Genomic DNA, 14,480 nt, shown 5'->3' on the forward strand with positions numbered 1-14,480 from the left:
GACCGTCCGTCGGGTGGCTTCAACCGTGACGACCGTGGTGGCGACCGTGGTGGTTTCCGTCGCGACAACGACCGTCCGTCCGGTGGCTTCCGTCGCGATGACCGTCCGTCGGGTGGCTTCAACCGCGACGACCGCGGCGGCCGCTCCTTCGAGCGTCGTGACGACCGTCCGGCCGGCGGCCACCGTGGCAGCGACCGTCCGTTCAACCGTGACCGTCGCGACGACCGCCCCGCCGGCGGCTTCCGCTCGGGTGGCGGCGACCGCCCGTTCGGCCGTCGTGACGACCACCGCGGCACCGGCTCGACCGGTTCGACCGGCTCGACCGGTGGCTCCTTCGGCCGCCGCGACGACAAGCCGCGCTGGAAGCGCAACGGCTGAGACCGACCCGGTCGGCTGAATCGATCGACAGAGCAGGGCCCGTACGGCACTTCGGTGGCGTACGGGCCCTGCTCGTTTGTTTGAACGGGTTCGAAACAGGCTTTCACCGTATGTGCGCCCGCTGTTAACCTCCCTTGCATACGCACGGGGGGTGTGCACAGCGGGGCGCGCGATCACGCGCCGCCGACCGCGGCACATGGCTGCCGCGTCCCCTCCGGGCGTCCACTCGCATCCATGGAGACCGCGTGAATCGTCCCGTCCGGCCCCGGAGGGCCACCCTGCGCCGAGTTCTCGGCACCGCGCTCATACCCGTCGTCGGTCTCGGTGTCGCCGCGACCGACGCCCCGGCGGCCTTCGCCGCGCCGTCGGGGATCACCGCCGCCGCCCCCGTGGAGTTCGACCCGTGGGCCCCGTCCACGCCGTTGTCGGACGGAACGGGGTGGAACGGCGTCCACGCCGTCGAGACGGCCAGGAACGGCGCGGTCGTCGCCCTCACCTACCGCGAGTCCGCCGACGGGATGTCGGGCGAACTCGGCGCGCGGGTCCGGCCGGCCGGCAGCACGGTCTGGGGGGCGCCGCAGCTCCTCAGCGCGGCGGACGGCCGCCAGAACCCGCAGCTCCTCGCCGCCCCCGACGGCGCCGTCGTGGCGACCTGGGAGGTGAACAACGCCCTCAAAATGGCCGTGCTCGAACCCGGAGCCACCACCTGGTCCGCCGCCACCGACATCGCGACGGAGGACCTCCGCTCCACCTTCCGCCTGGCCGGCTCCCCGTCCGGGACGCTGGTCGCGACGTGGGTGCGGCACATGGGCGAGGGGGTGTACGCGTCGGTCCGCACGGCACCCGGTGAGGCCTGGTCGGAGCCGGTCCGGTTGAGCGACGCAGCGCCGAGCTGGTACTTCGTCCACGACGTGCAGCTCATCGTCTCCGACCGGGGCACGGCCACCGTCGCCTTCACCGAGGACAGCAGGCCGAACGGCGCGACCAAGGTCATCGACCTGCTCGCCGGCGGCAAGGGCTGGGGCAAGCCGGTCACCGTCTCCGCCTCCGGTCGCGACGCGGGCCCCGTCATCCTGACGAGGGGTCCCGACGGCCGCGCCGCGCTGCTCTGGGAGGAGAAGGACCCCGCGAGCGGTGAGACCACCCAGGTGTTCGCCCAGCGTCCGGCCGGCAGCCTGACCTGGGGACCCCGGGAGGCCACCCCGGGCCGCTCGCCTGGTCCCTGGGAGGCGGTCGCCTTCGGCCCCGAGGGCGATGTCACCCTGCTGGGCAACTACGAGTACGAGGATGACGGGTTCAGCGCCAGGACGACCACCCGGTCCGCGGCGACGGGAAAGTGGTCGCCCGTGCAGCTCCTCGACGGGGGCTACGGTCGGAATTCGAGCCAATTCGATCTCGCGATCGGCCCCGACGGCAACGCGCACGCGATCTGGACGAGGTGGGACGACGACGGCTCCGGCCCCAGGGGGAGCGTGATGGCGTCCTCCCGGGTGAACGGCGTCTGGTCCGCGAACTCCACGCTGCTGAGCAACCCCGCCGACCGTCACGGCGTCGCGAGGGTGACCGTCGATGCCGACGGCCGCCCCGTCGCCGTCTTCGGCCAGGACTCCGGCTCCGGCTCCCAGCTGCGTACGGCCACCACCGCCCCCGCCCGCGTGAAGCCGCGCGACTTCAGCGGGGACGGCAGGGGCGACCTGATCGCCCGCACCTCGACCGGAACGCTGACCGTGCGGACCGGGACGGGCACCGGAGGCCTCGGGACGGGGGCCTCGGCCGCCGGCTGGCCCGCCTCCTCCACGGTCGTTCCCTTCGGCGACCTCTCCGGCGACGGGTGCAACGACCTGCTGGTGCGGGACGCCGGGGGCCGGCTGAGCCGGTACGACGGCGGCTGCGGCAAGGCGTTCTCGCCGAACGGGACGAAGGTCCTCTTCGGCGGCGGCTGGAACGTCTACGACCAGCTGGCGGCCCCGGGCGACCTCACCGGCGACGGCCGTCCGGACCTGCTGGCGCGGACGCCCGCCGGTGATCTGTTCCTCTACGCCGCCGACAGGGGCAAGTTCGAGCCGCCCGTGAAGGCGGGCTTCGGCTGGCAGACCTACAACGCGATCGTCGGCACCGGCGACCTGACCGGCGACAGGGCCGATGACCTGATCGCCCGGGACAAGGCCGGCGTGCTGTGGAGCTACCAGGGCACGGGCCGCAGGGGCGGTCTGAACGCCCGTGTGAAGGTGGGCGGCGGCTGGCAGATCTACGACTCGGTCGTCGGCGTCGGCGACATCACGAACGACGGCAGGGCCGATCTGGTGGCCCGGGACAAGGCCGGGGTGCTCTGGCGGTACGCCGGGAACGGCACCGGCACCTTCGCCCCCCGGGTGCGGATCGGCGGCGGCTGGCAGATGTACAAGACGCTGTCCTGACGTACTGCCCGGTGAACCGGGGCAGGGCCCGCACCCGCGTTTCGTCGCGGGTGCGGGCCCTGAGCCGTCCTTGGGCCACCGTGCCGGGCAGCCCCCGGCCCGTACCCGTGTACGACGGGATACGCTCTGCCGGTCGACGTGGGTGAGACGTGCCGGCCAGGGGGCCCGGCGGAGACTTCTCCCCGAATCCGGCACACCAGCGTGAGCAGCGGTCCGGCAGCAACCGGACTTTCAGGTTTCCCGGGGAGGGACCTCCTTGTCTCGTTTCGCAACCGCGCGGCGCCCGCGCGCGCGTATCGCCGTCCTCGCCACGGCGTTGCTCGCCTCGGGGGTCGTGCTCTCACCCGTGGTGACCGCGCAGGCCTCGCCGATCGTGGGCGTCGACCAGCTGGACGTCACGCCGAACTGGCGGGCCGTGCCCCGGCAGCAGACCGTCACCGCCGTCGGCCCCACGGGGTACGTGCACGAGACGGAGGACCCCGACCGGCCGTACGGCGGGGAGCTGGAGTGGACGGACCTCACCGACCCGGCGAAGAGCGTCCGGCTGGGGTACGGCAAGGGGTTCCTGCCCTTCGCGGAGTCCGGCACAGGCGGGCGCCACCTGTACGTCCAGCGCGGCATCGGCGTCCACGCCGTCCGCGACCTGGAGACCGGCACCGAGCGGACGTTCGACATACCGGGCGACGCGACCTACCGGGCGCTGGTCGGCGACACCCTGCTCTTCCAGCGGTACGCCTCCGCCGAGGACACCGGCACGACCACCGGCTTCTACCTGGTGCGCGCCGACGACCCGGACGGGACCCGCACGCCGGTCACCGGCTGGCCCGCGGACGCCCATCTCCACATGGCCCGGTTCGTGGCCGGCGACGGCTCCACGGCCGTCGTCCGCTTCGGCCGCGCCGCCGAACCGTACGCCTCCGACCTCGGCCTCATCGACCTGGCCACGGGCCGGATGACCGTCCTTCCGGCGCCCACCCCCGACGGCGGGGTCCTCGTCGCCCCGGTGGCCCTGAGCCCGGACCGGATCGCCTGGGTGGACCGCGCCCGTACGGTCCACGTCCGCGAGCGCACCGACCCGACCGGCCCCGAGCGGACCCTCGCCCTCCCCGAGGGCCTGAGCACCGACCGCATCGCCCTGGTCGGCGACTGGGTCCTCGCCCTCGGCGAGGCCCCCGGCACCGGCTCGCCCCTGCTGCGGAAGCTCGTCGCGCTCCACCCCACCCTGCCCGCGCAGACCCTTCTGACGGGGGCGGAGCCGGAGCTCACCCAGATCGCGGGCGGCGGCGCGGCCGTCGTCGGCGGCACCTCCGCCACCGACTGGTCCCTCCTCAAGGCCGTCCCGGGCAAGGGCGGTGGCGCGCCGGTCCTGGAGAAGCTGCGCCGTGTGGAGCCGCTGCCGGCGAAGGTCGCCGCGCTCGCCCTCGGCGCGGGCCGGCTCTCCACCCTGGAGCAGGGCACCTCCAAGGGCAGCGGGTTCTACGGACGGACCCTGCCGGTCGGGCCCCTGCACACCGGTGATCCGCAGCCGGTGTGGGCGGGCGCCGAGACCAAGGCGCTGGAGCGGACCACGCCGCTGTTCGACAGCGGGGACGGCCGCACGGTCCATCTGGCCCGCGACGCCTCCAAGCCGCTCGAAGTCACCGCCCGTACCTCCACCGGCCAGGTGAAGCGGGTGTCCACCGGCGAGATGAACGGACGGATCCTCGACGCCTTCGGCCGGCGCGCGGTCTTCGAGGGCGGCGGCAGGACCCGCGTCGTGGACCTCGACGCGGGGACCGTCGTCCGCGAGCAGCCGACCACGCCCGGGGCCCTCTGGGGCGACACCCTGTACACGGCCACGGCCGCGACGGGTGAGGTGGCCCGTACCGACCTGGCCACCGGCAAGGACCTCGGCAAGGTCACGACCGGCGCGGCCTGCGTCCCGACGGAGCTCCAGGCGGCTGCCGGACGCTGGCTGTACTGGGGGTGCGGGCCCACCCAGCGGCGGGGCGTGATCGACCTCCGGACGAACACGAAGCTGCAGTTGTCCCCGGGCGCGGTCGGCGACACCCTGCTGGGCGACGGCTACCTCGTCGACCGGGACCCGGACACGTACCTCCGGCTCACCGACCTCACGGACGTCACCTCCGGCAAGCCCGCGGCGCGCAGGCTCGTCGATTCCGCGCCCGTGCGCGGCGCCCGCCGGGAGGCGTGGACCGTCGACCGCTTCGGCGGCCCCGTCGCGTACACGGACGCCTACGACCGCGTCCACGTCGTGTGGCCGGGCGTCCCCACCTCCGACCTCACCACCGCCACGGCGAAGCCGTCGGCCACCATGCGGTCGCAGGACGGCTGGAAGGCGTCCTGGACGCTCTCCAAGCCCGCGTCGGGCTGGCAGCTGACGGTGCGCAACCTGTACAGCTGGTCCCTGGTCCGCTCCTACGGGGGCGGCGAGACCCGCAACGGCATCGCCGTCACCTGGGACGGGAGGACGGCGGCGGGCAAGCCCGTGCCCAACGGCCAGTACAACTACGACCTGACGGCCACCACGGCCGACGGCAAGGGCCAGGACCTGATCACCTCGGGCGTGATCACGGTCTCCGGCGGCAGGCCGTCCTGGCGGGACCTGGCCGGCAACGACATGCAGGGCGATCTCCTGGCGATGGACACGGCCGGTGCGGTGTCCATGTACAAGGGCGGCTACGGCGGCGTGTCGGCGCGGATCGCCGGGACGGGCGCGAAGTTCGCGACGAGCTCCGTCCTGGTGCCCTTCGGCGATGTGAACGGCGACGGGTGCGCGGACGTCCTCGCCCGGGTGGGCGACCAGTTGCGGGCGTACCGGCCGGGGTGCGGCAAGGTGGTCTCGGCCTCCTCGCCGTACACGTCGATCGGTTCGGGCTGGGGACAGTACGACGTGCTGACCTCCCCGGGCGACGTCGACGGCGACGGATCCACGGACCTGATCGCCCGCCAGGCGTCCACCGGTGACATGTACTTCTACGCCGGTACGGCCGACCACCGGCTGAAGTCCCGCGTGCGGATCGGCACCAACTGGAAGCTGTACAAGAAGATCACGGGCGCCGGCGACCTGAACGGTGACGGCCGGGGCGACCTGGTCGGCCTGGACGCGTCCGGCGCGCTGTGGCGGTACTACGGAACGGCCTCCGGCGGCGTCACCACGCGCGCGCAGATCGGTCACGGCTGGGGCGTCTACAACTCCGTGGTCGGCGTCGGCGACCAGTCGGGAGACGGCTGCACGGACCTCGTCGCCCGCGACGGCTCGGGCAGGCTCTACGCCTACCCCGGCACGTGCGTCGGCGGGTACGGCGGCCGCGTCCTGATCGGCACGGCCGGCTGGAACACCTTCAAGTCCCTGTTCTGATGTGCGCGGCGCGTGGAACCTTCCGGCCCGCGCGCCGCGTCCTTACGATCAGCGCGCCGCGCGGCGGGCCGTGACGGCCGGTGGTGCGGCGCGCGGCCCGGCCCGTGTCGGATACCCGATCGGTTCGGGGGATCTCTCGGGCTATGCTGCACGGGCGTGCTTGTCCACGGGCCGTTAGCTCAATTGGCAGAGCAGCGGACTTTTAATCCGTTGGTTGTGGGTTCGAGTCCCACACGGCCTACGTGTGGCGGGCGGGGGTTGCGACCTCCGGGCCGCCGAGAAGCGCCCCGACCGGTTCCGACCGGTCGGGGCGCTTCCGCGTTCCCGGTCCGGGTAGGGGCTTTCCCGCGAACGGATCTTCCCGTGCGCGGGATGCGGCACCGTGGGCGAATCTGGAACGTGGACGCTGAGCGTGGAGGTGGGGACGGTGACGGTGAACGGAACCGGTGATCCGGCGGGGGAGGCCCGGCGGCTCGCCCGGTGGTCGCTCGTGGCGGTCGCGGCGGCGGTCCTGCTGCTGCTGACCGGGATCGGCGCGGGCGGGGTGCTGATCCTGGTGAGCGGGCTCGTGGGCATCGCCTGTTCGGCCATGGGGATCTGGTGGTTCCTCGCCCATCGCGGTGCGCTGCGGGTCCTCGGCGCGCTGCTCGTGGTCGGTGCGCCGCTCGCGGTGCTGAGCCTCTACATCGTCGCGGGCGTGTGGCTGAACGCGCTCCTGGCCCTGGGGCTGTGGGGCACCGCCCTGTTCTGCGCGCGGGCCGCCCTGCGCCGCGTCCGGGACGTGAAGGGGAGCGGCCGGGAGAAGCGGACCGACCTGGCGCGCGGGGAACGGCGGCCCCGGCCCCGGCGCCCCGTGCTGATCATGAACCCCAAGTCGGGGGGCGGAAAGGTCACCCGCTTCGGGCTCGTCGAACGCGCCGAGAAGCTGGGCGCCCGCGTCATCCTGCTCGACCCGTCCGCCGAGACCGACGTCGCCGCGCTCGCCCAACAGGCCGTCGCCGACGGCGCGGACCTGCTCGGGGTGGCCGGCGGCGACGGTACGCAGGCGCTCGTCGCGGCGGTGGCCGCCGAACACGACCTGCCGTTCCTGGTCATCTCGGCCGGAACCCGCAACCACTTCGCCCTCGACCTGGGCCTCGACCGCGACGACCCGTCGAGCTGTCTGAACGCCCTCGTCGACGGCGAGGAACTCCGGGTCGACCTCGGTTCGGTCTCCGGGCGGGCCTTCGTCAACACCGTCTCCTTCGGCGTGTACGCGGACGTCGTCCAGCGCCCCGAGTACCGCGACGCGAAGGCGGGCACCGCGTTCGACGCCCTGCCCGACCTGCTCCAGGGCGGCGAGGGCGACCGTCTCGACGCCATCGCCGACGGTCTCCCGCTGCCCGCGCAGCAGGCGCTCCTCGTCAGCAACAACGCGTACGCCGCGCCCGATCCGTTCGGTGCCGCCGCCGCCAGGAGGCCGCGGCTGGACCGGGGGGAGCTCGGGGTGATCGGCATCAGGGTCGACGGGGCCGCCCAGGCCGCCGAACTGGTGGTACGGGGCACCCAGTCGGCCGGTCTGAACGTCCTGACGGCCACCCGGGTCGAGGTGACCGGGAAGGCGGCGGGGGTCGGGGCCTCGGCCGATGCGGCTGATTCGGCTGGTTTGGGTGGTGTGGCTGGTTCGGGTGGCGTCGCCGGGGCAGGGGGGACTGATGGGGCTGATGGGGCTGGCGGGTCCTCTGTGACGGGTGGATCGGGTGAGGCTGCCGGTTTCGGGGCCGCCGGGTCCTCGGGTCCCTCGGCCTCGGGTCCCTCGGCTTCCGGTTCCTCGGCTTCGGGTGTCTCGGCCTCCGGTCCCTCCGGTTCCGGTTCCGTTCCCCGTTCCGACGGTTTCCGGCCCGGGCCCCCTCCCGGCTCCATCGCCGTGGCCGTCGACGGCGAGGCGCTGATCCTCCCCACCCCCGTCGTCTGCACCCTCCGGCCCCGCGCCCTGCGGGTCCTCGTGCCCCGTCAGCGGCCGGGCGCCATCGAGCCCCGCCCCCGCCTGGACTGGCGGCGCGTCATCGACCTCGCCCTTCACGACCATCCCACTCCGAGGAGCAGCAGCACATGACCGGGACGACCACCACGGGCTCCCTCCGGGGCGTCCTCAGCGACCTCCGCGCGATCGACGGTGCCGTGTACGCCGCCGTGGCCGCCACGCCCACCCCCACGCTCGACACGGGGCTGCGCAGGCTCTCGCACGCGGCCGACCACTCCAAGATCTCGTTCACGGTGGCGGCCGCGCTCGCCCTGGTGCCTGGCCGGCCACGCCGCGCCGCCCTCGCGGGCGTCGGGGCCATCGCCGTGGCCTCGGCCTCGGCCAACCTGCTGGGCAAGCGGCTGGTCCGCAGGGCGAGGCCGGACCGGGAGGCGGCCCGGGTGGTGGTGGGCCGCCACGTGAAGATGCCGGACTCGGCCTCGTTCCCGTCCGGGCACACGGCGTCGGCGGTGGCCTTCGCGACCGCCGTGGGCGTGGTGCTGCCCCCGGCCGCCGTACCGCTCCAGGTGCTGGCCATGGCCGTGGGCTACTCCCGCGTCCACACCGGGGTGCACTACCCGGGCGACGTCGCCGCGGGCGCCGTCCTCGGCATCGGGAGCGCGGTCGTCTCCCTGGTGACCGTCGCGTCCCTGACGGCCACCAAGGGGAAGGGACCGTCGCGTCCCTGACGGCCACCAGGGGGAAGTGAGCGGGGGTCGGGGGCGGTGACCGCTCCCGGGGGGCACGTCGGCGCGGTCACCGGCCCCGACCGTCTCAGTACGTCGCGCGGGCCAGGTCCTCCTCCGAGAGGTCGAGCGCGGCCAGCCGCTCCGGGTCCGCCAGGATGTGGAGCTCGACGATCCGCTCCCCGACGATCGTGAACGCCATGAGCGCGCCCGGGCGTCCGTCGGCGACCGACAGGACCGCGGGCGCGCCGTTGACCTCGACCCGGAGCGATCCCGTACGGAACTTGGCGTAGGTGAGGGCCTGCGCGACGACGGCCTCGGCGCCCCGGACGAGCTTGGAGACGGCCGCGAGGGTCCTGCCGCCGTCCGCGCGGAGCACCACGTCCGGGTCGAGGACCGCGAGCAGCCCTTCGAAGTCGCCGCCGTGCGCGGCGGCGAGGAAGGCGTCGGCGATCTCCCGCTGTCGTCGGGCGTCGGGTCCGGCGGCCGGGGCGGCGTCCCGCACCCGGCGCCGGGCGCGGCTGGCGAGCTGGCGGGTGGCGGCCGGGCTGCGGTCCACGATCGGCGCGATCTCGTCGAAGGAGACGGCGAACATGTCGTGCAGGACGAAGGCGAGCCGCTCGGCGGGGGCCAGGGTCTCCAGGACGACGAGGAGCGCGAGGCCGACGGACTCGGTGACCTCGGCCGCGTGCTCCGGGTCGGTGGTGTCGGTGACCCGGACGACGGGGTCGGGGACGTAGTACTCCAGCGGGTCCTCACGGCGCGAGCCGCGGGAGCGCAGCATGTCGAGGCAGACGCGGCCGACGACGGTGGTCAGCCAGCCGCTGAGGTTCTCCACTCCGCCGACGTCGCTGCGGCTGAGCTTGAACCAGGCTTCCTGGACGGCGTCCTCGGCCTCGCTGAGCGAGCCCAGCATCCGGTAGGCCACCGCCCTCAGGTGGCCCCGGTCGGCCTCGAAGCGCCGGGCCAGCAGTTCCTTGTCGTGGTGCACTCGTCGATCTCCCCGTTCGCGTCCCGTCATGCCTTCATGACGTATGAGGCCCCGCCGATGTGACGGCGGTGAGGGTCATCGAAGCGGGGACGGCCGGTGGCGCGGGTCCCGGTGCGTGAGATCCACGCCGCCTCATGGTGAACGCCCGGGATTCCCCGGCCGATCCCTCCGACGGCCGTGGATCCTCACTTCAGCCCGGTGATCCCCGTCCGTAGATTGATCACCATGACGACGACGCAGCAGGTCAACCCCGTACTCCGCACCCCGCCGGCCTCTCCCGCCGCGGCTGCCGCGTACTTCTCCGCGAGCCTCGCCTTCCACGCCGACGTCTCCGACGTGGCGTCCACGCTCGCCGCCTCGGTGGCCGACGGCACCGACCCGGGCTTCGTGGTGATCGACTCCCGGTCGACCGCCTCCTGGGACCAGGGGCACGTCCCCGGCGCGGTCCACCTGCCGACCGCTCTCATCCCCGAGCAGGCCGAGCGGCTGCTCGACCGGTCCGTGCCGGTCGTCACGTACTGCTGGGGCCCCGGCTGCAACGGCGCCACCCGCGCCGCTTTGGCCCTCGCGGAGCTGGGCTTCCAGGTGAAGGAGATGCTCGGCGGTTTCGAGTACTGGGTGCGCGAGGGCTTCGCGTACGAGACCTGGGAGGGGCCCGCGGAGAAGGCCGCGGACCCGCTGACGGCGCCGGTCGACTCCGACGACTGCGGCTGCTGACGGAATCCGATTTCCGGATCACCCCGGTCATGCCGTAGAGTCGGGTTTACCGACGCGGGGTGGAGCAGCTCGGTAGCTCGCTGGGCTCATAACCCAGAGGTCGCAGGTTCAAATCCTGTCCCCGCTACTCAGTAGCAACGAAGGCCCGGATCCAGTCACTGGATCCGGGCCTTCGTCGTGTGCCCGCCCCTCGGTGGCGTCGGCTTGACCTTTACGCAGCGTCAAGATCTAGCGTCTTCCCCATGGAGTGGTCGATCCAAGAGATCGCCAAGAAGGCCGGCACCACCAGCCGCACCCTCCGGCACTACGGGGAGCGCGGACTGCTGGAGCCGAGCCGGATCGGCGCGAACGGTTACCGGTACTACGACCAGGCGGCGCTCGTGCGGCTGCAGCGCATCCTGCTGCTGCGCGAGCTGGGGCTCTCGCTGCCCGCCATCGCCGAGGTCCTCGCGGGCCAGCGGGACACGTCCGCCGCCCTGCGCACCCATCTCGCGCTCCTGGAGCAGGAGCGGGAGCGCATCGGACGCGTGATCGCGTCGGTGCGGACCACTCTCCTGAAGACCGAGAACGGAGAAGAGCTCATGGCCGAGGAAGTGTTCGACGGTTTCGACCACACGGCGTACGAGGAGGAGGTCGGCGAGCGCTGGGGGCGCGAGGCGTACGAGAAGGGCGACCGCTGGTGGCGCTCGCTCGACGCCGCGCAGAAGAAGGCGTTCATGGACGAACAGGCCGGCATCGCGCGTGACTTCGGGCAGGCGCGGAGGGACGGCCTCGCCGCCGGCAGCGACGAGGTGCAGGCGCTCGCGCGGCGCCAGGTCGCCTGGCTGTCGACGACCGCCGCCCCGAGCAAGGAGTACGTGATCGGCCTCGGCCGCATGTACGTCGACGACCCGCGCTTCACCGTGAACTACGACAAGCACGGGGAGGGCACGGCCGTCCTCGTGCGGGACGCGATGGAGATCTACGCGGAGCGGAACCTCTGACGCACCCGGGCCGGTGCTCCCGGCCGCGTCCGGAGGGAGCGGTGGCCGAAACCGCCCCCGCCTCTTTGCGGCCGCCCGGTGTCCCACCGTAGTGTCGCGCGCACCATGAGTGACGAGCGAGTGAGTGATGTGAGCCGGCGGGCGCCCGCCGTGCTCGTCCTGCTCGCGCTCCTCGCCCTTCTGGTCAGCGTCTGCCACGGCTCGCACGACCACGTGCTGCCGCCGACGGGCTCGGCGACCGTCGTCTCGGGCCCCGCGCTGCCGCACGGCTGCGAGCGGTCCGGGGACGCCTGGTCCTTCGACGCCCACCTCCCCGCGCAGGCCGCCGCCGCGCCCCTCACCGCGCCGGACGCGGGCGGGGCCGTCGCCCTCCCGTACCCGCCCGACCTCCGCACCGACCCCCGCGCACGCTGCGTCCGGGGCAGGGCGGGGCCCGGCCCCGAGCCGGGCCGGCTGCTGATCGCCCTCGGGGTGGACCGGAACTGAACCGGGTCCCGCACTCGCGTGACCAGGTTCCCCTTCCGCGTACCCACCCAAGGACGTACCTCCATGAGCGCACCACTGATCGGCGCCCCGCGGCCCGTCGCCGAGCAGACCGTCGGCAACACCCCGGTCCTGTGGACCGACGACGGCTACTGGGCGAAGCTCGAAGGCTTCAACTTCGGCGGCATCAAGGACCGTGCCGCCCTCCACATGGTCGAGCAGGCCCGCCGCCGCGGTGAGCTGCGGCCCGGCGCCCCGATCGTCGAGTCCACCTCGGGGACCCTCGGGCTCGGCCTCGCCCTCGCCGGGGTGCTCCACGGACACCCCGTGCACGTCGTCACCGACCCCGGTCTCGAACCGATCGTCGAGCGGATGCTCGTCGCCCACGGCGCCCGGGTCCATGTCGTACGGGAGCCGAGCGCGCACGGCGGCTGGCAGCGGGCCCGGATGGACCGGGTCGCCGAGCTGCTCGTGAGCCTCGACGGGGCCTGGTGGCCCGACCAGTACGGGAACCCCGACAACCCCGACGCCTACGCGGGGCTCGCGGCCGAACTCTCCGTTCAGCTCGACCGGATCGACGTCCTCGTCTGCGCGGTCGGCACCGGCGGCCACTCGGCCGGGATCTCCCGGGCGCTGCGCGCCACCGGCAGTCCCGCGCTGGAACTGGTCGGCGTGGACTCCGTCGGCTCCACCGTCTTCGGGCTGCCCGCCGGGGAGCGGCTGATGCGGGGCCTCGGCTCCTCCATCCACCCGGGCAACGTGGACCACGGGGCCTTCGACGAGATCCACTGGGTGGGACCCGCGGAGGCGGTACGGGCGGCCCGCCGGCTGGCCTCGCGCCAGTTCGCGACGGGCGGCTGGAGCGTGGGCGCGGTCGCGCTGGTCGCCGGGTGGCTGGCCCGGACCCGGCCGCGCGGGACGCGGATCGCGGCCGTCTTCCCCGACGGGCCGCAGCGGTACTTCGACACCGTCTTCAACGACGAGTTCTGCGCGGCGCACGGTCTCCTCGACGGACCCGTACGGGAGGACCCGGCCGGATACGAGGCCGGGGCGCCCGTCGACGGCTGGACCCGCAAGGTCACGGAGCGGGCGGGGCGGGTGCGTTGAGCACCACGGCGGCACCGGCCCGGGGCGGGGTGTGGAAGCAGAGCCGTACCTTCGAACCGGCCGTGCGGCTCCTCTTCCTCAACCAGCTGACCATCAACCTCGGCTTCTACATGCTGATGCCCTATCTGGCCGCGCACCTCGCGGACGGGCTCTCCATGGCGGCCTGGGCGGTCGGGCTCGTCCTCGGCGCCCGGAACCTCTCCCAGCAGGGCATGTTCCTCGTCGGCGGGGCGCTCGCCGACCGGCTCGGCTTCAAGCCGCTCATCGTGGCGGGCTGCGCGCTGCGGACGGTCGGCTTCGGGGCGCTGGCGTTCGCGCAGTCGCTGCCGATGCTGATCGCCGCCTCGCTCGCGACCGGGCTCGCGGGCGCGCTGTTCAACCCGGCGGTCCGGGCCTGTCTCGCGGCGGAGGCGGGGGAGGAGCGCCGGGTGGAGGCCTTCGCGCTGTTCCAGGTCTACTACCAGGCGGGCATCCTGCTCGGGCCGCTCCTCGGGGTGGCCCTGACAGGGGTGTCGTTCCGGCTGACCTGTGGGGTGGCGGCGGTCCTCTTCGCCGGTCTGACCCTGGTACAGCTCAGGTCCATGCCCGTGAGGGGCGGGAGTCCGGCGCCCGCGGGGGAGGAGCGGGGGCAGTTCCGCACGGTCCTCGCCCACCGCACCTTCTGGCTCTTCTCGCTCGCGATGACCGGCTCGTACGTGCTGTCCTTCCAGGTCTACCTGGCGCTGCCGCTCGCCGCCGGCGGTACGGGTCCCACCACGGCGCTCTTCGTCGTCTCGGCCCTCGTCGCCCTCGCCGGGCAGCTGCGGATCACGGCCTGGTGCCGGCGGCGGCTCAGCCGCGAACGGTGTCTGGTCCTCGGGCTCGCCCTGATGGGCGGAGCCTTCCTGGTCCCGGCGGCCCTGGGGCGGGGCCTGGTGGGGCTGCTGCTGTGCGCGGCGGTCCTGGCCGTCGCGAACGCGGTGCTCTACCCGTACGAGATGGACACCGTGGTCGCCCTGTCCCGGGGGCGCTGGGTGGCCACCCACTACGGGCTCTACAACACGGTGTGCGGGATCGGCATCACCCTCGGGAACCTGGGGACGGGCGCGCTGCTCGACGTGACCGGGTGGTCGGCGGTGCCGTGGCTCGCGCTGTGCGCGGTCGGCCTGGTGTGCGCGGCGGCGATGGCCCTGCTCGCGAGGGGCGGCCGGCTGGCGGAGGAGGGGACGCGCGGCTGCCCCGAGCCCCGGAAGGGGTGAGCCGCCCCCTGCCGCCCCGGGCCCCGGCGGGGTGAGCCGCCCGGCCGGTACGCCAGTCGGCCCCGTGGAAGTCGCCGCCCCCACCGGGGGCGGCGACCCTGGGAGGGCGCGCGGTAC

Annotated in this window: 10 protein-coding genes, 2 tRNA genes and 1 pseudogene; 12 read left to right on the plus strand and 1 reads right to left on the minus strand. The window is 73.8% G+C overall.

Features of this window, described 5'->3' with window-relative positions; genetic code table 11:
• The 6 genes and pseudogenes from ABT129_RS22935 to ABT129_RS22960 all read left to right on the plus strand — a co-directional run.
• Positions 1-378 (plus strand): annotated as a pseudogene (locus ABT129_RS22935) (DEAD/DEAH box helicase); the annotation flags it as partial.
• 245 nt (positions 379-623) lie between these two features.
• Positions 624-2,795: an FG-GAP repeat domain-containing protein gene (locus tag ABT129_RS22940; RefSeq protein ID WP_351904529.1), complete on the plus strand. Its 2,172-nt coding sequence runs from the start codon at positions 624-626 to the stop codon at positions 2,793-2,795.
• Positions 2,796-3,051: 256 nt separating this feature from the next.
• Positions 3,052-6,156, plus strand: coding sequence for an FG-GAP-like repeat-containing protein (locus ABT129_RS22945; RefSeq protein WP_351904532.1), 3,105 nt, complete (start codon positions 3,052-3,054; stop codon positions 6,154-6,156).
• A 168-nt stretch (positions 6,157-6,324) separates the two neighbouring features.
• Positions 6,325-6,397: transfer RNA gene (locus tag ABT129_RS22950), tRNA-Lys, on the plus strand.
• A gap of 186 nt (positions 6,398-6,583) precedes the next feature.
• Positions 6,584-8,251: a diacylglycerol/lipid kinase family protein gene (locus tag ABT129_RS22955; RefSeq protein ID WP_351904535.1), complete on the plus strand. Its 1,668-nt coding sequence runs from the start codon at positions 6,584-6,586 to the stop codon at positions 8,249-8,251.
• Positions 8,248-8,847: a phosphatase PAP2 family protein gene (locus tag ABT129_RS22960; RefSeq protein ID WP_351904538.1), complete on the plus strand. Its 600-nt coding sequence runs from the start codon at positions 8,248-8,250 to the stop codon at positions 8,845-8,847. The genes ABT129_RS22955 and ABT129_RS22960 overlap by 4 nt, the downstream gene beginning before the upstream one ends.
• Before the next feature lie 85 nt (positions 8,848-8,932).
• Here the strand turns inward: ABT129_RS22960 and sigJ are convergent, their stop codons facing one another.
• Entirely contained in the window at positions 8,933-9,865 is a 933-nt protein-coding gene (gene sigJ / locus ABT129_RS22965; protein WP_351904541.1) for an RNA polymerase sigma factor SigJ, read from the minus strand.
• A 195-nt stretch (positions 9,866-10,060) separates the two neighbouring features.
• On the opposite strand from sigJ, the gene ABT129_RS22970 reads away from it, so the two are divergent.
• From ABT129_RS22970 to ABT129_RS22995, 6 genes are all read left to right on the plus strand, one after another.
• Positions 10,061-10,552, plus strand: a complete 492-nt coding sequence (locus tag ABT129_RS22970) for a rhodanese-like domain-containing protein (RefSeq protein ID WP_351904544.1) — start codon at positions 10,061-10,063, stop codon at positions 10,550-10,552.
• Between the two features lie 53 nt (positions 10,553-10,605).
• Positions 10,606-10,679, plus strand: a tRNA-Met gene (locus ABT129_RS22975).
• Between the two features lie 115 nt (positions 10,680-10,794).
• Positions 10,795-11,535, plus strand: coding sequence for a MerR family transcriptional regulator (locus ABT129_RS22980; RefSeq protein ID WP_351904547.1), 741 nt, complete (start codon positions 10,795-10,797; stop codon positions 11,533-11,535).
• Between the two features lie 105 nt (positions 11,536-11,640).
• Positions 11,641-12,021, plus strand: coding sequence for a hypothetical protein (locus ABT129_RS22985; protein ID WP_351904550.1), 381 nt, complete (start codon positions 11,641-11,643; stop codon positions 12,019-12,021).
• 63 nt (positions 12,022-12,084) lie between these two features.
• Positions 12,085-13,125, plus strand: a complete 1,041-nt coding sequence (locus ABT129_RS22990; protein ID WP_351904553.1) for a PLP-dependent cysteine synthase family protein — start codon at positions 12,085-12,087, stop codon at positions 13,123-13,125.
• Positions 13,122-14,363, plus strand: coding sequence for an MFS transporter (locus ABT129_RS22995; RefSeq protein ID WP_351904556.1), 1,242 nt, complete (start codon positions 13,122-13,124; stop codon positions 14,361-14,363). Before ABT129_RS22990 ends, ABT129_RS22995 begins: the two co-directional genes overlap by 4 nt.
• Positions 14,364-14,480: the final 117 nt, after the last annotated feature.

Origin of the sequence: Streptomyces sp. NPDC002057 (genome assembly GCF_040296665.1) — a bacterium.
Classification (GTDB): domain Bacteria; phylum Actinomycetota; class Actinomycetes; order Streptomycetales; family Streptomycetaceae; genus Streptomyces.